At 57.3% G+C, this 26,714-nt stretch carries 24 protein-coding genes; 5 read left to right on the top strand and 19 right to left on the bottom strand.

Annotated elements, in window-relative coordinates; translation table 11 throughout:
- Nucleotides 1–3: 3 nt before the first annotated feature.
- From atpD to rpmH, 17 genes are all read right to left on the bottom strand, one after another.
- Nucleotides 4–1,383 carry a F0F1 ATP synthase subunit beta gene (gene atpD, locus C8K66_RS20470; protein WP_010565871.1) on the bottom strand — a complete coding sequence of 460 codons (1,380 nt, stop codon included), beginning with the start codon at nt 1,381–1,383 and terminating at the stop codon, nt 4–6.
- Nucleotides 1,384–1,410: 27 nt separating this feature from the next.
- Nucleotides 1,411–2,271, bottom strand: coding sequence for a F0F1 ATP synthase subunit gamma (gene atpG / locus C8K66_RS20465; protein WP_017848932.1), 861 nt, complete (start codon nt 2,269–2,271; stop codon nt 1,411–1,413).
- Nucleotides 2,272–2,321: 50 nt separating this feature from the next.
- Nucleotides 2,322–3,866 carry a F0F1 ATP synthase subunit alpha gene (gene atpA / locus C8K66_RS20460; RefSeq protein ID WP_017848933.1) on the bottom strand — a complete coding sequence of 515 codons (1,545 nt, stop codon included), beginning with the start codon at nt 3,864–3,866 and terminating at the stop codon, nt 2,322–2,324.
- Between the two features lie 21 nt (nt 3,867–3,887).
- Entirely contained in the window at nt 3,888–4,424 is a 537-nt protein-coding gene (locus C8K66_RS20455) for a F0F1 ATP synthase subunit delta (RefSeq protein WP_017848934.1), read from the bottom strand.
- A gap of 12 nt (nt 4,425–4,436) precedes the next feature.
- Complete coding sequence (locus tag C8K66_RS20450) at nt 4,437–4,907, bottom strand: F0F1 ATP synthase subunit B (protein ID WP_015886647.1); 471 nt, start codon at nt 4,905–4,907, stop codon at nt 4,437–4,439.
- 57 nt (nt 4,908–4,964) lie between these two features.
- Nucleotides 4,965–5,222, bottom strand: coding sequence for a F0F1 ATP synthase subunit C (gene atpE / locus C8K66_RS20445; protein ID WP_002555987.1), 258 nt, complete (start codon nt 5,220–5,222; stop codon nt 4,965–4,967).
- 133 nt (nt 5,223–5,355) lie between these two features.
- A complete protein-coding gene (gene atpB / locus C8K66_RS20440; protein WP_017848936.1) occupies nt 5,356–6,225 on the bottom strand; it encodes a F0F1 ATP synthase subunit A in 870 nt (289 codons plus the stop codon).
- A gap of 16 nt (nt 6,226–6,241) precedes the next feature.
- A complete protein-coding gene (locus C8K66_RS20435) occupies nt 6,242–6,649 on the bottom strand; it encodes a F0F1 ATP synthase subunit I (protein WP_026140275.1) in 408 nt (135 codons plus the stop codon).
- Between the two features lie 148 nt (nt 6,650–6,797).
- Nucleotides 6,798–7,670 (bottom strand): ParB/RepB/Spo0J family partition protein, encoded by an 873-nt coding sequence (locus C8K66_RS20430; protein WP_017848938.1) that lies wholly within the window; start codon nt 7,668–7,670, stop codon nt 6,798–6,800.
- Nucleotides 7,671–7,679: 9 nt separating this feature from the next.
- On the bottom strand, nt 7,680–8,477 hold the full coding sequence (locus C8K66_RS20425) for a ParA family protein (RefSeq protein ID WP_016978715.1): 798 nt from the start codon (nt 8,475–8,477) through the stop codon (nt 7,680–7,682).
- 18 nt (nt 8,478–8,495) lie between these two features.
- Nucleotides 8,496–9,140: a 16S rRNA (guanine(527)-N(7))-methyltransferase RsmG gene (gene rsmG, locus C8K66_RS20420; protein WP_026140276.1), complete on the bottom strand. Its 645-nt coding sequence runs from the start codon at nt 9,138–9,140 to the stop codon at nt 8,496–8,498.
- Complete coding sequence (gene mnmG / locus C8K66_RS20415; RefSeq protein WP_057004955.1) at nt 9,137–11,029, bottom strand: tRNA uridine-5-carboxymethylaminomethyl(34) synthesis enzyme MnmG; 1,893 nt, start codon at nt 11,027–11,029, stop codon at nt 9,137–9,139. Before mnmG ends, rsmG begins: the two co-directional genes overlap by 4 nt.
- Before the next feature lie 551 nt (nt 11,030–11,580).
- Complete coding sequence (mnmE, locus tag C8K66_RS20405) at nt 11,581–12,951, bottom strand: tRNA uridine-5-carboxymethylaminomethyl(34) synthesis GTPase MnmE (RefSeq protein WP_017848941.1); 1,371 nt, start codon at nt 12,949–12,951, stop codon at nt 11,581–11,583.
- A 79-nt stretch (nt 12,952–13,030) separates the two neighbouring features.
- A complete protein-coding gene (yidC, locus tag C8K66_RS20400) occupies nt 13,031–14,713 on the bottom strand; it encodes a membrane protein insertase YidC (RefSeq protein WP_046381578.1) in 1,683 nt (560 codons plus the stop codon).
- A 2-nt stretch (nt 14,714–14,715) separates the two neighbouring features.
- The gene (gene yidD / locus C8K66_RS20395; protein ID WP_003213574.1) at nt 14,716–14,961 is read right to left on the bottom strand and encodes a membrane protein insertion efficiency factor YidD; all 246 of its coding nucleotides are present in this window, start codon (nt 14,959–14,961) and stop codon (nt 14,716–14,718) included.
- Complete coding sequence (rnpA, locus tag C8K66_RS20390) at nt 14,954–15,358, bottom strand: ribonuclease P protein component (RefSeq protein WP_010565857.1); 405 nt, start codon at nt 15,356–15,358, stop codon at nt 14,954–14,956. The genes yidD and rnpA overlap by 8 nt, the downstream gene beginning before the upstream one ends.
- Nucleotides 15,359–15,374: 16 nt before the next feature.
- On the bottom strand, nt 15,375–15,509 hold the full coding sequence (gene rpmH, locus C8K66_RS20385; protein ID WP_003213577.1) for a 50S ribosomal protein L34: 135 nt from the start codon (nt 15,507–15,509) through the stop codon (nt 15,375–15,377).
- A 585-nt stretch (nt 15,510–16,094) separates the two neighbouring features.
- Here rpmH and dnaA point away from each other — a divergent pair.
- Genes dnaA through gyrB form a run of 4 tightly spaced genes read left to right on the top strand, consistent with a single transcriptional unit; the run spans nt 16,095 to nt 22,300 of the window.
- Nucleotides 16,095–17,612: a chromosomal replication initiator protein DnaA gene (gene dnaA, locus C8K66_RS20380; protein ID WP_026140277.1), complete on the top strand. Its 1,518-nt coding sequence runs from the start codon at nt 16,095–16,097 to the stop codon at nt 17,610–17,612.
- A gap of 38 nt (nt 17,613–17,650) precedes the next feature.
- Nucleotides 17,651–18,754: a DNA polymerase III subunit beta gene (dnaN, locus tag C8K66_RS20375; RefSeq protein WP_017848945.1), complete on the top strand. Its 1,104-nt coding sequence runs from the start codon at nt 17,651–17,653 to the stop codon at nt 18,752–18,754.
- A 20-nt stretch (nt 18,755–18,774) separates the two neighbouring features.
- Nucleotides 18,775–19,878 (top strand): DNA replication/repair protein RecF, encoded by a 1,104-nt coding sequence (gene recF, locus C8K66_RS20370; RefSeq protein ID WP_010565854.1) that lies wholly within the window; start codon nt 18,775–18,777, stop codon nt 19,876–19,878.
- Between the two features lie 4 nt (nt 19,879–19,882).
- The gene (gene gyrB, locus C8K66_RS20365) at nt 19,883–22,300 is read left to right on the top strand and encodes a DNA topoisomerase (ATP-hydrolyzing) subunit B (protein WP_017848946.1); all 2,418 of its coding nucleotides are present in this window, start codon (nt 19,883–19,885) and stop codon (nt 22,298–22,300) included.
- Between the two features lie 139 nt (nt 22,301–22,439).
- Here gyrB and norW read toward each other — a convergent pair whose 3' ends face one another.
- A complete protein-coding gene (gene norW, locus C8K66_RS20360; protein WP_108525775.1) occupies nt 22,440–23,573 on the bottom strand; it encodes an NADH:flavorubredoxin reductase NorW in 1,134 nt (377 codons plus the stop codon).
- Complete coding sequence (norV, locus tag C8K66_RS20355; protein ID WP_108525773.1) at nt 23,570–25,012, bottom strand: anaerobic nitric oxide reductase flavorubredoxin; 1,443 nt, start codon at nt 25,010–25,012, stop codon at nt 23,570–23,572. Before norV ends, norW begins: the two co-directional genes overlap by 4 nt.
- Before the next feature lie 160 nt (nt 25,013–25,172).
- Between norV and norR the strand changes: the two genes are divergently transcribed.
- Nucleotides 25,173–26,696: a nitric oxide reductase transcriptional regulator NorR gene (gene norR, locus C8K66_RS20350; protein WP_046381570.1), complete on the top strand. Its 1,524-nt coding sequence runs from the start codon at nt 25,173–25,175 to the stop codon at nt 26,694–26,696.
- Nucleotides 26,697–26,714 lie beyond the last annotated feature (18 nt).

Here is a 26,714-nt window from a genome sequence, read left to right as displayed (position 1 = left end):
GGATTACAGTTTCTTGGCTTTCTCGATCGCTTCTTCGATGCCGCCGACCATGTAGAACGCTTGTTCTGGCAGGTGGTCGTAGTCACCGTTGAGGATGCCTTTGAAGCCAGCAATGGTGTCTTTCAGGGAAACGTATTTACCCGAGGCACCGGTGAAGACTTCAGCCACGAAGAACGGCTGCGACAAGAAGCGCTGGATCTTACGAGCGCGGGATACCAACTGCTTGTCGGTTTCCGACAGCTCGTCCATACCCAGGATCGCAATGATGTCCTTCAGTTCTTTGTAACGCTGCAGCACGTACTGAACGCCGCGAGCGGTGTCGTAGTGCTCCTGGCCGATCACGTTCGGGTCCAGCTGGCGCGAAGTCGAGTCGAGTGGATCGACCGCTGGGTAGATACCCAGGGAAGCGATGTCACGGGACAGAACGACGGTGGCGTCCAAGTGGGCGAAGGTGGTCGCTGGCGACGGGTCGGTCAAGTCATCCGCAGGTACGTATACCGCTTGGATCGAAGTGATCGAACCTTCCTTGGTCGAAGTGATACGTTCTTGCAGAACGCCCATCTCTTCAGCCAGGGTCGGCTGGTAACCTACTGCCGAAGGCATACGGCCCAGCAGTGCGGATACTTCAGTACCGGCCAGGGTGTAACGATAGATGTTGTCGACGAACAGCAGAACGTCGTTACCTTCGTCACGGAACTTCTCGGCCATGGTCAGGCCGGTCAGTGCTACGCGCAGACGGTTTCCCGGCGGCTCGTTCATCTGACCGTAAACCAGTGCCACTTTGTCCAGAACGTTGGAGTCCTTCATCTCGTGGTAGAAGTCGTTACCCTCACGAGTACGCTCACCCACACCGGCGAACACGGAATAACCGCTGTGCTCGATGGCGATGTTACGGATCAGTTCCATCATGTTTACGGTCTTGCCTACACCGGCACCACCGAACAGACCGACTTTACCGCCCTTGGCGAACGGGCAAACCAGGTCGATAACCTTGATGCCGGTTTCCAGCAGGTCGTTGCCGCCAGCTTGTTCCGCGAACGAAGGTGCTGGACGGTGAATGCCCCAGCGCTCTTCGGTGTCGATCGGGCCAGCTTCGTCAATCGGGTTACCCAGAACGTCCATGATCCGGCCCAGGGTCGCTTTACCGACCGGTACGGAGATGGCAGCGCCAGTGTCCAGAACACCCAGACCGCGCTTCAAGCCCTCGGTGGAACCCATTGCAATGGTACGAACCACGCCGTCGCCCAGCTGCTGCTGAACTTCCAGAGTGGTGCCTGCATCGCTTTGTACTTTCAAAGCGTTGTAGATGCTCGGTACGCTGTCGCGTGGAAATTCCACGTCGATAACGGCGCCGATGATTTGAACGATACGTCCGCTACTCATAGCTGGATCCTCTGAATATTTGAACCGTTAAACCGCGGCAGCGCCGCCGACGATTTCCGAGATCTCTTGGGTGATCGCAGCCTGACGCGCCTTGTTGTAGATCAGCTGCAAATCGCTGATCAGATCACCGGCGTTATCGGTAGCGTTTTTCATCGCGATCATCCGCGCCGCTTGTTCAGCTGCGTTGTTCTCGACCACCGCCTGGTACACCTGCGACTCCACGTAGCGCACCATCAAGCCGTCAAGCAGCTCTTTGGCGTCTGGTTCGTAGAGGTAGTCCCAGTGGTGCTTGAGTTCCTGATCCGGAGTCGCCACCAGTGGAATCAATTGCTCCACGGTAGGCTGCTGGGTCATGGTGTTGATGAACTTGTTGGATACCACGGACAGGCGGTCAATCCGGCCTTCCAGGTACGCATCCAGCATCACCTTCACACTGCCGATCAAATCATTGATCGACGGCTCTTCACCCAGGTGGCTGATAGCTGCAACGACGTTACCGCCGAAGTTGCGGAAAAAGGCCGCACCCTTGCTACCAACTACACACAGATCGATCTCGACGCCGTTTTCGCGGTTTACCGCCATGTCCTTGACCAGGGCCTTGAACAGGTTGGTATTCAAACCACCGCACAAACCACGGTCACTGCTCACTACCACATAACCCACACGCTTAACTTCGCGGTCGATCATGAACGGGTGGCGGTATTCCGGGTTGGCGTTGGCCAGATGCCCAATTACCTGGCGGATACGCTCCGCATAAGGACGGCTAGCCGACATACGCATTTGTGCCTTGCGCATTTTGCTGACCGCCACTTTTTCCATGGCGCTGGTAATTTTTTGCGTGCTTTTGATGCTCGCAATCTTACTGCGAATCTCTTTTGCGCCTGCCATGTAACACCTATCAGGTTAGCAAGCGGGAGCCTTGCGGCTCCCGCTGCGGCTTACCAGGTTTGGGTGGCCTTGAACTTCTCGATACCGGCTTTCATGCCAGCGTCGATATCGTCATTGAAGTCACCCTTCACGTTGATCTTCGCCATCAATTCGGCGTGATCGCGGTTGAAGTAAGCAATCAGCGCTTGTTCAAAGCTGCCGACCTTGGCGATTTCAACGTCGGTCAGGAACCCACGCTCAGCGGCATACAGCGACAACGCCATGTCAGCGATCGACATCGGGGCGTATTGCTTCTGCTTCATCAGCTCGGTAACGCGCTGACCATGCTCAAGTTGCTTACGGGTCGCTTCGTCCAGGTCAGAAGCGAACTGGGCGAATGCCGCCAGTTCACGGTACTGAGCCAGAGCGGTACGGATACCACCGGAGAGCTTCTTGATGATCTTGGTCTGAGCGGCACCACCCACACGGGATACCGAAACACCGGCGTTCACTGCAGGGCGGATGCCCGAGTTGAACATGGCCGATTCCAGGAAGATCTGACCGTCGGTGATGGAAATCACGTTGGTCGGAACGAACGCGGAAACGTCGCCAGCCTGGGTTTCGATGATCGGCAGTGCGGTCAGGGAACCGGTTTTGCCGGTCACTGCGCCGTTGGTGAACTTCTCTACGTATTCTTCCGAAACGCGGGATGCGCGCTCCAGCAGACGGGAGTGGAGATAGAACACGTCGCCTGGGTAGGCTTCACGGCCTGGTGGACGGCGCAGCAGCAGGGAAATCTGGCGGTAAGCCACTGCTTGCTTGGACAGATCGTCATAAACGATCAGCGCGTCTTCACCGCGGTCGCGGAAGAATTCACCCATGGTGCAACCGGAGTACGGTGCCAGGAATTGCAGCGCAGGAGATTCCGAAGCACTGGCAGCCACGATGATCGTGTTGGCCAGGGCGCCGTTTTCTTCCAGCTTGCGAACCACGTTGGCGATGGTCGATTGTTTCTGACCGATGGCTACGTAGACGCAGAAAATGCCGCTGTTCTTCTGGTTGATGATCGCGTCGATCGCCAGAGCGGTTTTACCGATCTGACGGTCACCGATGATCAGCTCACGCTGGCCACGGCCGACTGGGATCATGGCATCGACAGCCTTGTAGCCAGTCTGTACAGGCTGGTCTACCGACTTACGCCAGATCACGCCTGGAGCAACTTTCTCGACCGCATCGGTCTCGGTGTTGTTCAGCGGACCTTTGCCGTCAACTGGGTTACCCAGTGCGTCGACTACGCGACCCAGCAGTTCCTTACCAACCGGAACCTCCAGGATGCGGCCGGTGCACTTGGCGCTCATGCCTTCAGCCAGACTGGTGTACGCGCCCAATACAACGGCACCTACGGAGTCTTGCTCCAGGTTGAGGGCCATACCGTAGACGCCGCCCGGAAACTCGATCATCTCGCCGTACATGACGTCGGCCAGACCGTGAATCCGCACGATGCCGTCAGATACGCTGACGACAGTGCCTTCGTTACGGGCTTGGGAGGTCACATCGAGCTTGTCGATGCGGCCCTTGATAATTTCACTTATTTCGGAAGGATTGAGTTGCTGCATTGCTCTGCTGCCCCTTCAAACTCAAGATTTCAATGCTTCGGCAAGGCTCGCGAGTTTGCCGCGAACCGAGCCATCGATAACCAGGTCGCCGGCGCGAATGACAATGCCCCCAATGAGGGATTTGTCTTCCGCAACTTGCAGGCGCACTTCCCGGTCGAGTCGTGCACTGAGAACCTTGGCGAGTTTGTCTTGCTGTTCTTGGTTCAATGCAAAAGCACTGGTCACTTCAACGTCTACCGACTTCTCTTGCTCGGCCTTGAACAGGTCGAACAGAGCGGCAATCTCCGGCAGAAGCGGGAGACGGTCGTTTTCGGCAACGACGTGAATGAAGTTCTGCACTTTCACATCGAACTTGTCGCCGCACACGTCAATAAACGTGGCGGCCTTGTCTGCGCTCGTCAGGCGCGGGGCCTTGAGCACGCGCTGCATGGTGTCGTCTTGCGACACTGCTGCAGCCAGGCCGAGCATGGCTGACCAAGAGGCCAGCTGCTGGTGGGCCTGGGCGTGCTCGAAGGCTGCCTTAGCGTAAGGTCGGGCCAACGTGGTCAGTTCTGCCATGATCGCCCTCGCTTAAATTTCAGCAGCCAGTTTATTAACCAGCTCCGCGTGCGCGTTTTGATCGATTGTGGCACCGAGGATCTTCTCGGCACCGCCGACCGCCAGCGCACCCAGTTGGGCACGCAGCGCGTCTTTGACGCCGTTCAGTTCCTGTTCGATCTCGGCATGAGCCGAAGCCTTCACACGATCAGCTTCGACGCGGGCTTTTTCAACAGCCTCTTCGACGATCTGGTTGCCGCGCTTCTTGGCTTGCTCAATGATTTCAGCTGCCTGTGCTTTAGCATCGCGCAGTTGATGACCCACTTTCTCTTGGGCCAACTCCAGGTCGCGAGCTGCACGGCTGGCAGCGTCCAAACCATCCGCGATCTTCTTCTGACGTTCGTGCAAAGCCGCGATGACCGGAGGCCACACGAACTTCATGCAAAACACTACAAAAATGAAGAACGCAACGGATTGGCCAATCAGGGTTGCATTAATGTTCACGCCAACACCTCGCTCATTCGTTGTCCATCACCCCAATCAACTCGAAAATTCGAGTGATTAGCCAGCGAGTTGACCAACGAAGGGGTTCGCGAAGGTGAAGAACAGAGCGATACCAACGCCGATCATGGTCACGGCGTCGAGCAGGCCGGCGACGATGAACATTTTAACTTGCAGCATTGGAACCATTTCTGGCTGACGCGCTGCGCCTTCCAGGAATTTGCCGCCAAGCAGGCCGAAACCAATGGCAGTACCCAGGGCGCCCAGGCCGATCAACAGTGCAACAGCGATAGCGGTTAGACCAACTACAGTTTCCATCTTTCCTCCCGACTTTTACGTCGTATGGTTTAGGTTTTTTAGATTTTAAAGCGGTAAAACAAATCGTTTCATAGCCCTTTCAGGCCACCTTCCCGTTTTACCGGGAAGGACATCAGACTAGTCGAGACTGGCCTTAATGGTTCTCTTCGTGCGCCATCGACAGGTAGACGATGGTCAGCATCATGAAGATAAACGCCTGCAGGGTGATGATCAGGATGTGGAACACAGCCCACGCCCACTGCAGAACAACGCCCAGGCCGCTAAGCCAGAGCAGACCGCTGCCGAACATCACAGCGATCAGAATGAACACCAGCTCGCCGGCATACATGTTGCCGAACAGTCGCAAGGCCAGGGAGATCGGCTTGGCGACCAGAGTCACGAATTCCAGCAGGAAGTTCACCGGGATCAGCAGGGCTTGAACGAAGATGTTCTTGCTGCCGAACGGGTGCAGGGTCAGTTCGCCGATGAAGCCGCCGATGCCCTTGACCTTGATGCTGTAGAAAATGATCAACGCGAACACCGACAGGGCCATGCCCAGGGTGGCGTTAGGGTCAGTGGTGGACACCGCACGGAATGGAATGTGGTGATCGCCAGTGATCAGGATGGCCAACTGAGGAATCCAGTCGACCGGAATCAGGTCGACGGCGTTCATCAGGAACACCCAGACGAAGATGGTCAGTGCCAGCGGTGCAATCACCGGGCTACGGCCATGGAAGCTGTCTTTCACGCTGCCATCGACGAATTCGACCAATACTTCAACGAAGTTCTGCAGGGCACCCGGTTGACCGGAAGTCGCCTTCTTTGCCGCCATGCGGAAAATCAGGACGAAAATCAGACCCAATGCGACCGACCAGCCCAGAGTATCCAGGTGGAAAGCCCAGAAGCCCATTTCTTTGGCTTCTGCTGCGGTGTGGGCGAAGCCCCAGCCGCCGTTGGGAAGCTGACCGAAGGTCAGGTTCTGCAAGTGGTGCTGGATATAGCCCGAAGCGGTTGTTTCTGCCATGGTTGCCTCAAACGCCCTAAGGTTTCGAAAGTCTTGTTTTCATTAGCAGGGGAGCGAACCAGCTGACCAGTTGGGTCAACACGAAGACGCTGAATACAGCCAGCGGCGCCAATGGCTTCACACCTGCAAAGGTCAGTGCAAACAGCACTGCCGTCAAAATCAATTTCCCCGCCTCGCCGGCATAAAAAGACCGGACGATGGCCTGGGCTGCTCGGGCGCCGGAAAACCGAAAGGCCCTGTGAGCAAAATACATATTGGGCAGCAAGGCTATCAGGCCTCCGCAGAGTCCCGAGTATCCCGCTACGACTCCATGCCAGTACCAAAGCGCCAGTGCGGCGATCAGCAAAATGACAAATTGCGCCAATAGAACCGGGAAAACGGCCAAGCGATGGAACGACGACGTGTTTGGCGTGCGGGTTTCCACCACTCTTGCTCCTCAATGGTCGGCTGCCGGAAATCAATAACTTGGCATAATTTGTGCCGACAAAATGCGCGCAGAGTATAGGGGCGGTTCTGCCCCTATTCAACTGTCAGGTAGTGATTTCCGATCACACGCTACATAAGCAATTGTTTCAGCGGATGTGGGCAAGAACACCCTGAAGCTCATCTAGCGAGTTATAGCCGATGACCAGTTGGCCTTTACCCTTCTTGCCATGCCGAATTTGCACCGCAGAGCCCAGGCGCTCGGCCAGGCGCTGTTCGAGACGCGCGATATCCGGATCAGTTTTGACCGCTTCGACCGGTGCAGGTTTACCACTGAGCCACTGTCGAACCAGGGCCTCGGTCTGACGAACGGTGAGGCCCCGTGCGACAACGTGTCGCGCCCCTTCAACCTGTTGATTTTCCGGTAAACCGAGCAAAGCACGCGCATGCCCCATTTCGAGGTCGCCATGGGAAAGCATCGTCTTGATGACTTCCGGCAGTGCGATCAGGCGCAGCAGGTTGGACACGGTCACGCGGGATTTACCCACGGCATCGGCCACTTGTTGCTGGGTCAGCTGGAATTCCTGCTGCAAACGCTGCAAAGCGATCGCTTCTTCGATCGGATTGAGGTCTTCGCGCTGGATGTTCTCGATCAACGCCATGGCGATGGCGGTTTCATCCGGCACATCGCGCACCATCGCCGGGATGGTTTCCTTGCCGGCCTGTTGGCTCGCGCGCCAGCGGCGTTCGCCAGCGATGATTTCAAAGCGGCCGGCGCCAATCGGGCGGACCACGATCGGCTGCATCACGCCCTGGGCCTTGATCGAGTTGGCCAGTTCTTCCAGCGCCTGCGGGTCCATGTCCCGGCGCGGCTGGTATTTGCCGCGCTGGATCAGGTCCAGCGGCAGGTGCTGCAGCTCGCGCTCGTCGGCCTGTACCGCTTGTTCTTCAAGGGTCGTGACAGTCGGACCACTCAGCAGTGCATCCAGTCCACGTCCGAGACCTCGTTTCTTGACGGCCATGGGGTTTCCTTAAGTTGGCTGGGCTGCAGCGGTACGGGAGTTGCGGCGTTGACGACGAACCATCTCGCCGGCCAATGCCAGGTAGGCAATGGCGCCACGCGAGGACTTGTCATACGCCAGCGCGGGCATGCCATAGCTTGGCGCTTCGGCCAGGCGGATGTTGCGTGGGATCACGGTGTCGTACAACTGATCGCCGAAGTGTTCCTTGAGCTGCGCCGACACATCGTTCATCAGGCTCAGGCGCGGATCGAACATGGTCCGCAGCAGGCCTTCGATCTGCAGGTTCGGGTTGAGCAGTTCGGCGATACGCTTGATGTTATCCACAAGGTCGCTCAAGCCTTCCAGTGCGTAGTACTCGCACTGCATGGGGATAATCACGCCATCGGCGGCCACCAGCGCATTGAGCGTCAGCATCGACAGCGACGGCGGGCAGTCGATCAAGATGTAATCGTAATTCTCGCGGATCGGCGCCAAGGCGCTGCGCAGACGGCTTTCTTTCATCTGCATTTCCAGCAGCACCACTTCCGCCGCCGTCAGGTCGCGGTTGGCAGGCAGCAGTTGATAACCGCCGTGTTCGGAATAGTGCATGGCCTGGGCCAGGTCGCACTCGCCGATCAGCAAGTCGTAGACCGAGTTTTCCAGGCCGTGTTTATCCACACCGCTACCCATGGTGGCGTTGCCCTGTGGATCGAGATCGATCAACAGCACCCGGCGCTTGGTCGCGACCAGGGATGCTGCGAGGTTGATGCAGGTGGTGGTTTTACCCACGCCACCTTTCTGGTTCGCTATCGCGAATACCTTAGCCATTCTTGCTTGTGTTCCCAATCATGCCGTGCGGCGCAGTATCAGCAGATGGCGTTGGCCTTGGCAACCGGGTACGGCCAAGGCGTGTTCGCTATCGAGGTGGAAGTCTGCCGGCAATGCTAACAGCTCGTCGCTTGGATGAACGCCCTTCATTGCCAGCCAACGTGTGTCGCGGTCGCCTAAGTGGCGGGTCCAGTTGCTGAAATTCTCCATGCTGCTGAAAGCCCGGGAAACAATTCCGTTGAAAGGCTGCGGCGGCGTGAAGGCTTCGACGCGACTGTGGATAACTTGCAGGTTGTCCAGCTTCAGTTCGAGTTTGACCTGGGTCAGGAAGCGGGTCTTCTTGCCGTTACTGTCCAGGCAGGTCACTTGCGACTCGGGAAACAGGATAGCGAGCGGAATGCCGGGCATCCCGCCGCCGCTGCCGACGTCGAGCCAGCGGCCGTTTTCGATGAACGGCATCACGCTCAGGCTGTCGAGCAAGTGGCGCGAGACCATTTCGTCGGGGTCGCGCACCGCCGTCAGGTTGTAAGCCTTGTTCCATTTGATCAACAGGGCCAGGTAGCCGAGCAGCAACTCGTGCTGGGCGGGGCTCAGGTCGACACCCAACTGGCGTGCTCCTGTGGATAACTCTTCGGCGTGTTGCGAGGTGACCAACGAACTCAAGCGCTTTGCTCCAACTGACGGCCCGCGCCGCGTTTTTTCAAATGAATCATCAACAGCGAAATGGCTGCCGGGGTGACACCGGGGATCCGTGAAGCCTGGCCCAGGGTTTCCGGGCGAGTTATCCCCAGCTTGCTTTGGATTTCTTTCGACAGCCCGGAAATCCCGGTGTAATCGATATCCACAGGCAGCTTGGTGTCTTCACTGGCGCGCAGGCGAGCGATCTCGTCCTGCTGGCGATCGATATAACCGGCGTACTTGGTTTTGATCTCGACCTGTTCGGCGACCTGCGGATCGTCTGCGCCGCCGCCGGTCACTTCAATCAGACCAGCGTAGTCGATTTCCGGACGGGACAGCAGGTTCAGCAGGTTGTACTCGTGGGTCAGCGGCGTGCCGAATTTTTCGGCGATCGCGTCGCCCTGCTCGGTACCCGGGCGAACCCAGGTGCTTTTCAGGCGCTGCTCTTCCAGGTCGATACTTTCGCGTTTCTTGCAGAAAGCCGCCCAACGCGCGTCATCCACCAGGCCCAACTCGCGGCCTTTTTCGGTCAGGCGCAGGTCGGCGTTGTCTTCGCGCAGGATCAGACGGTACTCCGCCCGCGAAGTGAACATCCGGTACGGTTCCTGGGTACCCAGGGTGATCAGGTCGTCGACCAACACGCCGATATACGCTTCATCGCGACGCGGGCACCAGCTGTCTTTGCCCTGCGCGCGCAACGCGGCGTTGGCCCCGGCCAGCAAACCTTGGGCGCCGGCTTCTTCGTAACCGGTGGTGCCATTGATTTGCCCGGCGAAGAACAGACCACCGATCACTTTGGTTTCCAGGCTGTATTTCAGGTCACGCGGGTCGAAATAGTCGTACTCGATGGCGTAGCCGGGACGCACGATGTGCGCGTTTTCCATGCCGCGAATCGATTGCACGATCTGGATTTGCACGTCGAACGGCAGGGAAGTGGAAATCCCGTTCGGGTACAGCTCGTGAGTGGTCAAGCCTTCGGGCTCGATGAAGACCTGGTGGCTTTCCTTGTCGGCAAAGCGGTGGATCTTGTCTTCGATCGACGGGCAGTAACGCGGGCCGATGCCTTCGATCACCCCGGAATACATCGGCGAACGGTCGAGGTTCGCGGCAATGATTTCGTGGGTACGCGCATTGGTGTGGGTAATCCAGCAGCTCACCTGTTTCGGGTGCTGCTCTTTCGAACCCATGAACGACATCACCGGAATCGGCGTATCACCGGCCTGCTCGGTCATCACCGAGAAATCCACCGAACGCCCATCGATCCGCGGCGGCGTACCGGTTTTCAGGCGACCGACCCGCAGCGGCAGTTCGCGCAGGCGTTGTGCCAGGGCAATCGACGGCGGATCGCCGGCGCGGCCACCGGAATAGTTCTGCATGCCGATGTGGATAAGTCCACCGAGGAACGTGCCGGTGGTCAACACCACGGATTCAGCGAAGAAACGCAGGCCCATCTGGGTAACAACACCGCGGACCTGGTCTTGTTCGACGATCAGGTCATCGGCTGCCTGTTGAAATATCCACAGGTTCGCCTGGTTTTCCAGGGTTTCGCGTACCGCCGCCTTGTACAGGATGCGGTCGGCTTGTGCCCGGGTCGCACGCACGGCTGGGCCTTTGCGGCTGTTCAGCACACGAAATTGAATACCCCCTTTGTCGGTGGCCATGGCCATCGCGCCGCCAAGGGCATCGATTTCCTTGACCAGATGGCTTTTGCCGATGCCGCCAATGGCAGGGTTGCAACTCATGGCACCAAGGGTTTCCACGTTGTGCGTCAGCAACAGGGTTTTTGCACCCATGCGTGCTGAGGCCAGTGCTGCCTCGGTACCGGCATGACCGCCGCCGATGACGATCACTTCAAAACGGGAAGGGAAATCCACCACGCACCTCGTGCCTGCTTATGTAGGTAATTAGGAATTGATTGATTGAGCTGGTTTTAGAGCTTTGGCGGCCAGTATAGGGACTTAGCCCTTCCTAAAGAACCCTTTGCACAAAATTTAACCAGCTGTGGATGAATCACAGACAATAGAAATTAAAAGAGAGAAAGATATTAAATCTTTGTTTTTATGTTTATTTATACTGAGCCTAATTTCTGTGGATAGATTGCTACAGCCCTTTATTTACGTAATGTACAGAGATTCAAAAGTCTGTGGTCATGTGTCCATGAGCGGCGTGGATAAGTGCTTTAAGCCTGTGGATTAAACAGGCGGTTATCCACAGAGGGGTTTTCGCTCAGGTTTCAAGCCCTGTTATCAACCGGGCACAGGCGCGGTTATTCACAGGGCTTAATCCACAGAAATTGCTGCGCCAACGCAAATCGCGCCCACGGCGAGGCCACCAATGGCTGGCTCAGGAGTGCAGAAAGAGAGGAAATCGGCTGAAACAAGAGAAACAGACAGGCACGAATGGCCTGTCTGTGGACAACGAAGGTCTATTTACCGATACAGAAGCTGGAAAAGATCCGCCCCAGCAGGTCATCCGAGCTGAATGCCCCGGTGATCTCGCCCAATAGCTGCTGCGCCTGGCGTAAATCCTCAGCCAACAGCTCACCGGCGCCAGCCAAGGTCAGCTGCGCCCGACCATGCTCCAGGGCCGCGCTGGCATGGCGCAGCGCCTCCAGGTGCCTGCGACGGGCGCTGAAGCTGCTTTCCGACGTCTGCTCATAGCCCATGCAGGCTTTGAGGTGTTCGCGCAGCAACTCCAGGCCATCCCCGGCCGACTTGGCACTCAGGCTGATCGTGACGTGGCCATCCTCGCTGGTTTCCATGGCAATGGCTTCGCCAGTCAGGTCGGCCTTGTTGCGGATCAAGGTGACTTTGGCCGGGTCGGGCCGTTGCTCGAGGAATTCCGGCCACAGGGCGAAAGGGTCCACCGCCTCCGGCGCAGTGGCGTCTACCACCAGCAGCACGCGGTCGGCTTCGCCGATGGCCTTGAGGGCGCGTTCCACGCCGATCTTTTCCACCTGGTCGTCGGTGTCACGCAGCCCGGCCGTATCGACGACGTGCAGCGGCATGCCGTCGATGTGGATATGTTCGCGCAGGATATCCCGGGTGGTGCCGGCAATCTCGGTGACGATCGCCGCTTCACGGCCGGCCAGGGCATTGAGCAGGCTGGATTTGCCCGCATTGGGGCGCCCGGCAATCACCACGGTCATGCCGTCGCGCAACAACGCGCCCTGCCCGGCTTCGCGCAGTACTGTGGATAACTCGTCGCGGACTTTATCCAGCATCGCCAACACATGGCCATCGGCGAGGAAGTCGATTTCTTCTTCCGGAAAATCAATCGCCGCCTCCACATAGATGCGCAGGCTGATCAGTTGCTCGGTCAAGTTATGCACGCGCAGGGAAAACGCACCCTGCAGTGAGCGCAAGGCGTTGCGCGCCGCCTGTGCAGAACTGGCCTCGATCAAATCGGCAATGGCTTCGGCCTGGGCCAGGTCGAGTTTGTCGTTGAGGAATGCACGCTCGCTGAATTCTCCCGGCCGGGCCAGGCGACAGCCCAGTTGCAGGCAGCGCTGCAGCAGCATATCCAGCACGACGGGGCCGCCGTGACCCTGCAATTCAAGGACGTCTTCACCGGTAAAGGAATTCGGCCCCGGGAAATAGAGGGCCAGGCCTTCGTCCAGCACCTGGTTATCCGCATCCAGAAACGCGCCGTAATGGGCGTAGCGCGGTTTCAACTCACGACCGCTGATGGCCTTGGCGGCCATACCGGCGAGCGGCCCGGAAATTCGAACGATACCGACACCGCCGCGACCTTGGGCGGTAGCGACAGCAGCGATGGTTTCACGAGGAGCGCTCATCAGCAGGTTCCAGAACAAAAGTGACGGAAAGCAAAACGCCCCACTAGGGGGCGTCTTGAGTGGTTATCCACAGAGTAAGTTACGCCGCGGCTTTTTTGGTAGCCGCTTCGATCTTACGTGTGATGTACCACTGTTGAGAGATCGACAACACGTTGTTGACCACCCAGTACAGCACCAGACCAGCCGGGAACCACAGGAAGAAGAAGGTGAAGATGATTGGCATCATTTTCATTACCTTGGCCTGCATCGGATCCGGCGGAGTCGGGTTCAGGCGCTGCTGGATGAACATGGTCGCGCCCATGATGATCGGCAGGATAAAGAACGGGTCTTTGATCGACAGGTCAGTTATCCACAGCATGAACGGTGCCTGGCGCATTTCCACGCTTTCCAGGAGTACCCAGTACAGCGACAGGAATACCGGCATCTGCACCAGAATCGGCAAGCATCCACCCAGCGGGTTGATCTTCTCTTTCTTGTACAGCTCCATCATGGCCTGCGACATTTTCTGCCGGTCGTCGCCATGTTGTTCTTTCAGCGCGGCCAGTTTCGGGGCCACGGCACGCATGCGCGCCATCGACTTGTAGCTGGCGGCCGACAGTGGGAAGAAGATCCCCTTGATCAGCATCGTCAGGAAGATGATCGAGAAGCCCCAGTTGCCGACGATGCTGTGGATATGTTGCAGCAGCCAGAAGATCGGCTGGGCAATGAACCACAGGATGCCGTAATCCACAGTCAGTTCCAGACCTGGGGATAACTCTTTGAGCACTGCCTGGCTTTTCGGGCCGGCGTACAGGGTCGCGGTGGTTTCAGCCTTGGCGCCTGGAGCAACGGTCAACGTCGGGCCAGTAAAGCCGATGATGTAGTTGCCCTGGCTGTCCTTGCGGGTTTGCACCAGGTTGGCTTCACCCTTGTTCGGGATCCACGCGGTCACGAAGTAGTGTTGCAACCAGGCAACCCAACCACCTTGGACGGTTTCTTTCAGCGCGCCCTTGTCGATATCTTTCATCGACACTTTTTTGTACGGCTCGTTACTTGTCCACAGGGCGGCGCCCAGGTAAGTCGCGGTGCCGGTGGCAGTGCTGGAAGAAGGATCGGCGCTGCCATCACGCTTGAGCTGGGCAAACAGGTTGCCGCTCCACGCTTTGTCGCTTTCGTTGTCGATCAGGTAAGTGACCTTCAAGTCGTACAAACCGCGGGTGAAGCTGAAGCGTTTGATGTAATTGACGCCGTCGAGGCTGAATTTCAGGTCGACGTTCAACTGGTTCTGGCCGTCAGCCAGTTGATAAGTCTTCTGTTCGGTCGAATAAACCGGACGACCGGTAGCACGCGCATCCGGACCGTTGGTGCCGGTCAGGCCGCTTTGTGCCAGATAAACGCGTTCGCCGCCGTTATCGAACAGCTGGAACGGAACATCCGGATGGTCTTGGCGACGTGGATACAGCGGCAGTTTCAGCTGCGCGATATCACCACCTTGTGGATCGATAGCCAGGTCGAGCACATCCGTTTTCACATGGATGAGGTCTTTATTGGTGACAACTGGCGTTTCTACAGGGGCGCTTGTCTCGCCATTCGCGCTGGGAACATCGGCACTCGCGGACGCATTGTTACCCAGCGGGGTGTCCGGAATAGCCGGCGCAGCCTGATTGGCAGCAACATTCTGAGTCGGCAGGGCAGCTTGACCGTAGTCCTGGTTCCACTTAAGAACCATGACGTAGGACACGATTGCCAGGGCGACGATCAGGATCGTGCGTTTAATATCCATGATTACTCGGCCATCGAAGAAGAACGGGAGGTAGGGATAGGTGGAACCGGGTCATAACCACCGGGATTCCACGGATGACAGCGACCTAAACGACGAAAGGTCAGCCAGCCACCGCGCAGAAGACCATGATTTTCTATGGCCTCTAACGCGTAGCAGGAACAACTGGGGTAGAAACGACAGTGGTTGGCCATCAGAGGACTAATGGCATAGCGGTAAAACTGGATCGGAACGAGTGCCAGTTTACGCATCAAGGCTGTCTACCCCTACAGTTTCGGTGCTGACTGCTGGTGCTGGTTTGTTGGTACGCGCCAGACGTTTCCAGAGCTTGCCGAAATGCTGAATCAATTCGGGGTTTTCTACGTCCCCCAAGCCTTTGCGCGCGACGATAACAATATCCCAACCAACCAGAGTGTCCTGGTGGAGGCGAAACGATTCGCGCATCAGACGCTTGAGGCGATTGCGCTCAACGGAGAGCTTTACGCTCTTCTTGCCGATCACCAACCCGAGACGGGGGTGATCCAGATCGTTGTTACGCGCAAGGAGCAGGAGATTTTTCCCCGGAACCTTGCCGGTGGGGGAGTCAAAGACTGCCTTGAAGTGCCGGGGGGTAAGCAGACGCTTTTCCCGACTGAAGTCCTGACTCACCACCAGTACCGGATTATCAAACTGCCAGACGCGCACGACCTTTGGCGCGGCGACGCGACAGGACAGCACGGCCGTTCTTGGTAGCCATGCGAGCACGGAAGCCGTGGGTACGGGCGCGTTTGATGGTGCTTGGTTGGAAAGTACGTTTCATGGCGTTGTTACCTGGTTCGTCCACAACGGGCCGGAATGGCCCCCGTTTTAAGAGACCGGCGATTCTAGAGAAAGCAAGCCTCTAGGTCAATTTCCAACCAGCTTTTCCTTCAATTAGATCTTTACAGGCAATCCGCCCTTTTTTGTCCAGCGAGCTTCCAAGGGCAATGCCATAGATATAAAAATAAAGAAGGAAGTTATTTAAAGCTTTTCTGTAAAGCTTATAAAAGCTAGGCAGGCATTCATCTGTGGATAACTGCCTTTAGGCCTTATTCCACGTGATGTACAGAGAATGACAACACGGGGGAGAAACGGTGCTCTGCCTGTGCTGCGCTGTCGGATAAGCTGTGGGTGGAATGGGTTGTTATCCACAGGCCAGTTACCCACAGACTTTCGACCCCACTTGTGCAACGAGCTCAGGGGCGCTTATCCACAGAGCTTATGCACAGACCATTGGTCGCCTTTATTCACGTTAAGGCGTTGATTTTGGCTGGCCTGTGCGCAACCTACATGTGGATAAGTGGGCGGCCGACCGCTACAATGGCGGCTGTTTTTGCCTCACCGGCTTTCAACTTAGGGGATATCCGTGTCAGTGGAACTTTGGCAGCAGTGCGTAGAGCTTTTGCGCGATGAGCTGCCTGCCCAGCAATTCAACACCTGGATCCGTCCGCTACAGGTCGAAGCCGAAGGCGACGAGTTGCGCGTCTACGCACCCAACCGTTTTGTTCTCGACTGGGTCAACGAGAAGTACCTGAGCCGCGTTCTCGAATTGCTCGATGAACATGGCAACGGCCTCGCGCCCGTGCTCTCCTTATTAATAGGCAGCAAACGTAGCTCCGCGCCTCGCGCTGCGCCGAATGCGCCATTGGCGGCTGCCGCGTCGCAAGCCCAGGCGGTGACGGCTCCGGTCAACCACGCGCCGGCTCCCGCGCCGACGCCTTCGAAATCATCGGCCCAGAAAAACGCGCCGGCCAATGAAGAGCCGTCCCGCGACAGCTTCGATCCGATGGCGGGTGCCAGTTCCCAGCAAGCACCGGTTCGCGCCGAGCAGCGCACCGTGCAGGTCGAAGGCGCGCTCAAGCACACCAGCTACCTGAACCGCACCTTTACCTTTGAGAACTTCGTCGAGGGTAAATCCAACCAGCTGGCCCGCGCGGCCGCCTGGCAAGTCGCCGACAACCCCAAGCACGGTTACAACCCGCTGTTCCTTTATGGTGGCGTTGGCCTGGGTAAGACGCACTTGATGCACGCGGTGGGTAACCATCTATTAAAGAAGAACCCGAATGCCAAGGTCGTGTACCTGCACTCGGAGCGCTTCGTGGCTGACATGGTCAAGGCCCTGCAGCTCAACGCTATCAACGAGTTCAAGCGGTTCTACCGTTCCGTGGATGCCTTGCTGATCGATGACATTCAATTCTTCGCGCGCAAGGAACGTTCCCAGGAAGAGTTTTTCCACACCTTCAACGCCCTGCTCGAAGGCGGCCAGCAGGTCATCTTGACCAGCGACCGCTACCCGAAGGAAATCGAAGGCCTGGAAGAACGCTTGAAGTCGCGCTTCGGCTGGGGCCTGACCGTGGCGGTCGAGCCACCGGAGCTGGAAACCCGCGTGGCGATCCTGATGAAAAAGGCCGATCAGGCCAAAGTCGATCTGCCCCACGACGCCGCGTTCTTCATCGCCCAACGCATTCGCTCCAACGTGCGTGAGCTGGAAGGCGCGCTCAAGCGGGTCATCGCGCACTCGCACTTCATGGGCCGCGACATCACCATCGAGCTGATTCGCGAATCCCTGAAAGACCTGCTGGCTCTGCAGGACAAACTGGTGAGTGTGGATAACATCCAACGCACCGTGGCCGAGTACTACAAGATCAAGATTTCCGATCTGCTGTCCAAGCGCCGTTCGCGCTCGGTGGCACGTCCGCGTCAGGTGGCCATGGCACTCTCCAAGGAGTTGACCAACCACAGCCTGCCGGAAATCGGCGATGTCTTCGGTGGTCGCGACCACACCACGGTCTTGCACGCATGCCGCAAGATCAACGAGCTTAAGGAATCCGACGCGGATATTCGCGAGGACTACAAGAACCTGCTGCGTACACTGACTACTTGATGACACCAGCGCAGCTTATTAAGGCAAGGGACTAGACCATGCACTTCACCATTCAACGCGAAGCCCTGTTGAAACCCCTGCAACTGGTCGCAGGCGTCGTCGAGCGCCGACAGACCTTGCCGGTGCTTTCCAACGTATTGCTGGTTGTCGAGGGCCAGCAATTGTCCTTGACCGGCACCGACCTGGAAGTCGAACTGGTGGGTCGCGTTCAGCTGGAAGAGCCCGCTGAACCTGGCGAGATCACCGTGCCCGCGCGCAAGCTGATGGATATCTGCAAAAGCTTGCCCAACGACGCGCTGATCGACATCAAGGTCGATGAGCAGAAGCTGGTGGTCAAGGCCGGCCGCAGTCGCTTCACTTTGTCGACGTTGCCGGCCAATGACTTCCCGACTGTGGAAGAAGGCCCGGGTTCGCTGACCTGCAGCCTGGAGCAAAGCAAACTGCGTCGTTTGATCGAGCGCACCAGCTTCGCCATGGCCCAGCAGGACGTGCGCTATTACCTCAACGGTATGTTGCTGGAAGTGTCGGAAGGCATTATTCGCGCCGTGGCCACCGACGGTCACCGCCTGGCCATGTGTTCGATGAAGGCCGATATCGGTCAGCCGGACCGTCATCAGGTGATCGTGCCGCGCAAAGGTATCCTTGAACTGGCGCGTCTGCTCACCGAGCCGGACGGTATTGTCAGCATCGTCCTGGGCCAGCATCACATCCGCGCCACCACCGGCGAGTTCACCTTCACCTCCAAGCTGGTTGACGGCAAGTTCCCGGATTACGAGCGTGTACTGCCTAAAGGTGGCGACAAGCTGGTGGTCGGTGATCGCCAGGCTCTGCGTGAGGCGTTCAGCCGTACTGCGATTCTGTCCAACGAAAAGTACCGGGGTATTCGCCTGCAATTGGCCAACGGCCAACTGAAAATCCAGGCCAACAACCCGGAACAGGAAGAAGCGGAAGAAGAAGTGGGCGTCGACTACAACGGCGGTTCGCTGGAAATCGGCTTCAACGTGAGCTACTTGCTCGACGTGCTGGGTGTGATGACCACCGAACAGGTTCGCCTGATTCTGTCCGACTCCAACAGCAGTGCGCTGGTGCAAGAATCCGATAACGATGACTCGGCTTACGTTGTTATGCCGATGCGTCTGTAATCATGCTCAGCAGAAGCTAGATGTCCCTCAGTCGCGTCTCGGTCACCGCGGTGCGCAATCTGCACCCGGTGACCTTCTCCCCTTCCCCCCGCATCAATATCCTCCATGGCGCCAACGGCAGTGGCAAAACCAGCGTGCTGGAAGCCATCCATTTGTTGGGGCTTGCCCGGTCTTTCCGCAGTGCCCGCCTGTTGCCGGTGATTCAGTACGAACAACTGGCGTGTACGGTGTTTGGCCAGGTCGAGTTGGCTGAAGGTGGCCATAGCAGCCTGGGGATATCCCGTGATCGCGGGGGCGAGTTTCAGATCCGCATCGACGGGCAAAATGCTCGCAGCGCGGCGCAGTTGGCGGAAATCCTGCCGCTGCAACTGATCAACCCCGACAGTTTCCGTTTGCTCGAAGGCGCGCCGAAAATCCGTCGGCAGTTCCTCGATTGGGGAGTGTTCCACGTGGAACCGCGCTTCATGGCCACTTGGCAGCGCCTGCAGAAGGCCTTGCGGCAGCGGAACTCATGGCTGCGGCATGGTACACTTGACGCCGCGTCGCAAGCAGCCTGGGACCGGGAACTGTGCCTGGCCAGCGACGAAATAGATGAATACCGCCGCGCCTATATCAAAGCCTTGAAACCAGTCTTTGAGCAGACCTTGAGTGAGTTGTTGGACCTCGAAGGGCTGACGCTGAGCTACTACCGCGGTTGGGACAAAGAGCGTGAACTGAGTGCAGTGCTCGCCACGTCCTTGCAGCGGGATCAGCAAATCGGCCACACCCAGGCCGGCCCCCAGCGCGCTGATTTGCGTCTTAGGTTAGGCGCACATAATGCCGCGGATATCTTGTCCCGCGGCCAGCAGAAGCTGGTGGTATGTGCATTGCGTATCGCCCAAGGGCATTTGGTTAGCCAGGCCCGGCGCGGTCAATGTATTTATCTGGTGGATGATTTGCCGTCAGAACTCGACGAGCAACACCGCCGAGCGTTATGCCGCTTGTTGGAAGACTTACGCTGCCAGGTGTTTATCACCTGTGTAGACCACGAATTATTGAGGGAAGGCTGGCAGACGGAAACGCCAGTCGCTTTGTTCCACGTGGAACAAGGCCGTATCACCCAGACCCACGACCATCGGGAGTGAAGGCATGAGCGAAGAAAACACGTACGACTCGACCAGCATTAAAGTGCTGAAAGGTTTGGATGCCGTACGCAAACGTCCCGGTATGTACATTGGCGACACCGATGATGGTAGCGGTCTGCACCACATGGTGTTCGAGGTGGTCGACAACTCCATCGACGAAGCTCTCGCCGGTCACTGCGACGACATCAGCATTATCATTCACCCGGATGAGTCCATCACCGTGCGCGACAACGGTCGTGGCATTCCGGTAGACGTGCATAAAGAAGAAGGCGTTTCGGCGGCAGAGGTCATCATGACCGTGCTCCACGCTGGCGGTAAGTTCGACGACAACTCGTACAAAGTATCCGGTGGTTTGCACGGCGTAGGTGTTTCCGTAGTAAACGCCCTCTCCGAATTGCTGGTGCTGACCGTGCGTCGCAGCGGCAAGATTTGGGAGCAGACCTACGTTCACGGTGTTCCGCAGGAACCGATGAAGGTTGTTGGCGAAAGCGAAACTACCGGTACCCAGATTCACTTCCGTCCTTCTGACGAAACCTTCAAGAACATCCACTTCAGCTGGGACATTCTGGCCAAGCGGATTCGTGAACTGTCCTTCCTCAACTCCGGTGTCGGCATCGTCCTCAAGGATGAGCGCAGCGGCAAGGAAGAGCTGTTCAAGTACGAAGGCGGCCTGCGTGCGTTCGTTGAATACCTGAACACCAACAAGACTCCGGTCAACCAGGTGTTCCACTTCAACGTCCAGCGTGAAGACGGCATCGGCGTGGAAATCGCCCTGCAGTGGAACGACAGCTTCAACGAGAACCTGTTGTGCTTCACCAACAACATTCCGCAGCGCGACGGCGGTACTCACCTGGTGGGTTTCCGTTCCGCGCTGACGCGTAACCTGAACACCTACATCGAAGCCGAAGGCCTGGCCAAGAAGCACAAAGTTGCCACCACCGGTGACGATGCCCGTGAAGGTCTGACTGCGATTATTTCGGTGAAAGTACCGGACCCTAAGTTCAGCTCCCAGACCAAAGACAAGCTGGTGTCTTCCGAAGTGAAGACCGCCGTGGAACAGGAGATGGGCAAGTACTTCTCCGACTTCCTGCTGGAAAACCCGAACGAAGCCAAGCTGGTTGTCGGCAAGATGATCGACGCAGCGCGTGCCCGTGAAGCCGCGCGTAAAGCCCGTGAGATGACCCGCCGCAAAGGCGCGCTGGACATCGCCGGCCTGCCGGGCAAACTGGCTGACTGCCAGGAGAAGGACCCTGCCCTCTCCGAGCTGTACCTGGTGGAAGGTGACTCTGCTGGCGGTTCCGCCAAGCAGGGCCGTAACCGTCGCACCCAGGCCATCCTGCCGCTGAAGGGTAAGATCCTCAACGTCGAGAAAGCACGCTTCGACAAGATGATTTCCTCCCAGGAAGTCGGCACCTTGATCACGGCGTTGGGCTGCGGTATCGGCCGCGACGAATACAACATCGACAAGCTGCGCTATCACAACATCATCATCATGACCGATGCTGACGTCGACGGTTCGCACATCCGTACCCTGCTGCTGACCTTCTTCTTCCGTCAGTTGCCGGAGCTGATCGAGCGCGGCTACATCTACATCGCCCAGCCGCCGTTGTACAAAGTCAAAAAGGGCAAGCAAGAGCAATACATCAAAGACGACGACGCCATGGAAGAGTACATGACGCAGTCGGCCCTGGAAGACGCCAGCCTGCACTTGAACGAAGAAGCGCCGGGCATTTCCGGTGAGGCGCTGGAGCGTCTGGTCAACGACTTCCGCATGGTCATGAAGACGCTCAAGCGTCTGTCGCGCCTGTACCCTCAGGAACTGACCGAGCACTTCATCTACCTGCCGGCCGTGAGCCTGGAGCAGTTGGGCGATCACGCAGCGATGCAGGATTGGCTGGCCCAGTACGAAGTGCGTCTGCGCACCGTCGAGAAATCCGGCCTGGTGTACAAAGCCAGCCTGCGCGAAGACCGTGAACGTAACGTGTGGCTGCCCGAGGTCGAATTGATCTCCCACGGCCTGTCCAACTACGTCACCTTCAACCGCGACTTCTTCGGCAGCAACGACTACAAAACCGTGGTCACCCTGGGCGCACAACTGAGCACCCTGCTGGACGACGGCGCTTATATCCAACGTGGCGAACGCAAGAAGCAGGTCAGGGAATTCAAGGAAGCCCTTGACTGGCTGATGGCCGAAAGCACCAAGCGTCACACCATCCAGCGCTACAAAGGTCTGGGCGAGATGAACCCGGATCAACTGTGGGAAACCACCATGGACCCCGCTCAGCGCCGTATGCTGCGCGTGACCATCGAAGACGCCATTGGCGCAGACCAGATCTTCAACACGCTGATGGGTGATGCGGTCGAGCCTCGCCGTGACTTCATCGAGAGCAATGCTTTGGCGGTGTCTAACCTGGATTTCTGATCGGGTGTAGGAACTCACAAAAGCAGCTGACGTTCACACTATGCTGCTTTCGCCGCGCTACAAAAAAGGCCAACCCCTGCGGGTTGGCCTTTTTTTTGCCCGTATGTCCAGGAACGCGCGAGAGCTCTGCCAATTGGATTCACAGCGAGAGTTGCCGTAATAGTGTAAAGGCCTGCTTCATTTGGTCTTCACTGACGACGAACGCACGTAGCTGCCCTGCCATGTCCAGACCTTTGGCTATCAGCCCCTGTGCCTCAAGGCTGATCTGCCATTGCAAGTCCTTGCGGCTGGTTTCTCCGGCCAGGTGCAGCGGCATTTCCGGTGTCTTGACCTTCACCAGCATCGCCGGGAACTTAACTTCCTCATTCCCACCCAGCACATTACGCGCCAGGGTCATGGCGCTTACCTGAATAGGTTGCAGAAACGGCAGTAGCTTGCCCTGGATTTGCGCGCAATCGCCAACGGCGAATATGCGTGGGTCAGAGGTGCACATGCGTTCATCAACTTCAATGCCACGGTCCACTCGTAAGCCAGCCTGTGTGGCTAACGTCGTATCGGGTTTCAACCCAATTGAGGCAACGATCACATCGGCGCTGATGTGTCGGCCGTTGGACAACGTCGCCAACAGGCCATCGTTTCTCTTTTCAATGGATACCAACGCCTGGTTAAACAGCATCTCCACACCCATCTGGCATAACCGGTGCTGCAGGCGGCTGCTCACCTCAACAGGAAGCAACGATGCGAGCAGGCTGCAGGACTTGTCCATCAGCACCACCTGCTTTCCGGCACGATTGATGTCCATGGCCAGTTCACTGCCAATCAAGCCGGCCCCGAGGATCAGTACGCGCTGTGCAGCCCGCAGTGCATGTTGTGCATGACGGTATTCCTGCTGGCTGTTCAGAGTCACCATCCACTCCCGCCCGGGAATCGGCGGAACCATGGCTTGCGCCCCCGTGGCGAGAATCAGTTGGTCGTAGCTGAATGCCTCATTCCCGGCGCTAACACACTGGTTTTCGCGATCAATCGCAGTGAGCTGGCAGCACGAGTTCAGGGTCAACCGATACATCTCGGCAAACTCTGCCGCAGGCTGGCGAGTCATGTCATCGGCAGTCTGATTGAGACTGACGACGTGACTCAGGTCGGGCTTGTTGTACTCATCGCAACTGTCTGCAGCGATCAATCGAATGGGCACCGCTGCATCCAGCCGGCGCAAGTTCTTGACCACCTGACGAGCCGCGAAGCCGGAGCCCACAATGACGATTTCCCGGTTCATGTCGCCTCCGAAGGCAGCTCATCGAATACCGATTTACCCATTGAACATTCAGGGCACAGGAAGTAATCAGGCACATCACACCAGGCCGTACCGGCCTGCACATCCTGCATCGGCTCGCCGATCGCGGGGTCGTAAATCCATTGGCAAACACTGCAGCGCATGCGCAGGCCGTTGTCCGCGATGGGGTCTGCCTGGGCAGTTGCGGTGGCTGCAGCGGGTGCGACATGTGCAGCCGTCGATGGATGCAGCGCCCATTGCCGAGCGATTTCGCGGCCATGAGCCCGGCAAACCTCAAGCGCCTCGCCGTCCGGCCGCCACTTGGCTTTGAGCGCCAATGTGGTTTCAAAACCAGCGTCCATCAAGCGCGTCTGGATACGGTCTACCGCCCCGCCATTCCAGCCGTAACTGCCAAACGCCGAAGCCTTTTTGTCACGAAAACGCAGCCCGGTTATCTCCTCCAGCAGTGCGGCGACTTTAGGCATCATCACGTTGTTCATGGTGGACGAGCCCACCAAAACGCCTTTTGAGCGGAACACGTTGGTCAGAATCTCATTCTTGTCGTGGCGCGCGACGTTGAAAATCTTCACCGCCACACCTGGATCGACTTCGTGAATACCCTGCGCGATCGCATCGGCCATCATGCGGGTGTTGTTCGACATGGTGTCGTAGAACAGGGTGATGCGATCCTCCTGATAGTCCTCCGCCCATTCCAGATAGCGGTGCACGATCTGCGTCGGATTATCACGCCACACCACGCCATGAGCGGTGGCAATCATATCGACCGGCAGGTTGAAACCGAGGATCTCGGTAATCTTGGCAATGACCAGGCGACTGAATGGGGTAAGGATATTGGCGTAGTAGCGTTGGCACTGTTCGAACAGTTCGTTTTGATCCACTTCATCATTAAACAGGTGTTCGTCGCAGTAATGCTGGCCAAAGGCGTCGTTACTGAACAGAACGGCATCGCCGGTCATGTACGTCATCATGCTGTCCGGCCAATGCAGCATCGGGGTTTCCACGAAAACCAGCTGTTTGCCATTGCCGACATCCAGGGTGTCGCCGGTATGGACGACGTGGAAATTCCATTCGGGATGATGGTGATGACCGTTGATCGAGTCCACGCCATTGGCGGTGCAATAGATCGGCGTATTCGGGATCAGCGACATCAACTCTGTCAGCGCTCCTGCATGGTCCTCTTCCGCATGGTTGATGACGATACAGTCCAGCGTGTTCAGGTCGATTTCCATCGCCAGGTTCTGTATGAACTCCCGACTGAACCTGTGATCAACCGTATCAATCAGTACGGTCTTTTCTTCACGGATCAGGTAGCTGTTATAGCTGCTACCTTTGTGGCATTTGTATTCTGTGCCATGAAAGTCTCGCACTTCCCAATCGCGCTGACCGACCCAATGAATGTTGTTTTTGACGTGAATTGACATGACCTACCTCGGTATAGAAATGATGTTCTACACCGAAGATGGCAACCTTCGTGCCACATAATAAATCATTGATTTTAAATGAAAAATAAAACAATGATTGTCAATATGACATTGCCCGACTATTGTCTTTATGACTAATTCATTGTCAAAGTGACAAACCATGAGTCTCTCCGTTGAATCCCTGGCACGCATCGCTATTGAGCTGCAAAGCGGCATTTCCCATCAGGACCGTTTTCAACGTCTGATCAATACCCTGCGCCAATTGCTGGGTTGCGACGCCTCTGCCTTGTTACGTTATGAACAGCGACTGTTCCGTCCGCTGGCGATCGATGGCCTGGCACCGGATGTTCTGGGGCGCCGCTTCAGCCTTGATGCCCATCCGCGTCTGGAAGCCATCGCCCGCGCCGGTGACGTGGTGCGCTTTCCGGCAGAGAGTCATTTGCCTGATCCCTATGACGGCCTGATCCCGAGCCGGCAGGACCTCAAAGTACATGCCTGCATCGGGTTACCGTTGTTCGCGGACCAGACACTGATTGGCGCGCTGACGATCGATGGCATGGACCCGGCACAGTTTGATCACTTCAGCGACGAAGAGCTGCGACTGGTGGGCGCCCTCGCTTCTGCTGCCTTGACCAATGCGTTGCTGGTCGAGCAACTCGAGAGTCAGACCATTACACCTCTCTCCATCAGTCATGTCCCGGCGGGCAAACCCGGCACCGAAATGGTCGGGCTCAGCGAGGTCATGCAACAGTTGAAAAGAGAGATCGAAATGGTGGCAGGTTCCGACCTGAACGTTTTGATCACTGGAGAAACCGGGGTCGGCAAGGAACTGGTCGCCAAGGCGATACATGAAGGTTCATCACGCGCCAGTCACCCTGTGGTCTATCTAAACTGCGCTGCGCTGCCGGAGTCAGTGGCTGAGAGTGAGTTGTTCGGCCATGTCAAAGGTGCCTTCACCGGGGCGATCCATCATCGCACCGGGAAGTTCGAAATGGCCGATAACGGCACACTGTTCCTCGACGAAATCGGTGAACTGTCGCTGAGCCTGCAAGCAAAACTGCTGCGGGTATTGCAATACGGCGACCTGCAACGGGTCGGTGACGATACCGTCTTGCGGGTCAACGTAAGGGTGCTTGCCGCGACCAATCGTGACCTGAAGCAGGAGGTGCTGAACAATCGCTTCCGGGTCGACCTGTTCCACCGGTTAAGCGTGTTCCCTGTGCATGTGCCGCCACTGCGTGAGCGTGGGCAGGACATCACATTGCTAGCGGGTTTTTTCTGCGAGCAGAGCCGGGTACGCATGGGATTGCAACGGGTGGCGTTGGCTGCCGGTTGCCTGTCGTTGCTCAAGCAGTATTCGTGGCCAGGAAACGTTCGCGAACTGGAACATGCTGTTTATCGAGCGACAATCCTTGCTCGTGCGACCCAGCAAAGTGAAGAGCTGCTGCTGGAAGCACAGCATTTCAATCAAGTCCCAGAACAGCTGGCGATACTGCCTGTTGCTGTGGATGTTCCTTCCAGCAGCGTTGGCCAATGCCTACGGGACGCGACGGATAGCTTCCAGCGTCAGCTGATTGAAAGCACGCTGAAAAATTGCGCAGATAACTGGTCTGCCTGTGCGCGAATGCTCGATATGGATGTGGCCAACCTGCACCGACTGGCGAAGCGGCTCGGTTTGAAATAACACTCGCGGCCGATCAGG

The sequence above is a fragment of the Pseudomonas sp. GV105 genome (assembly GCF_003058185.1).
GTDB lineage: Bacteria > Pseudomonadota > Gammaproteobacteria > Pseudomonadales > Pseudomonadaceae > Aquipseudomonas > Aquipseudomonas veronii.
This window is presented reverse-complemented; position numbering and strand designations above follow the sequence as displayed.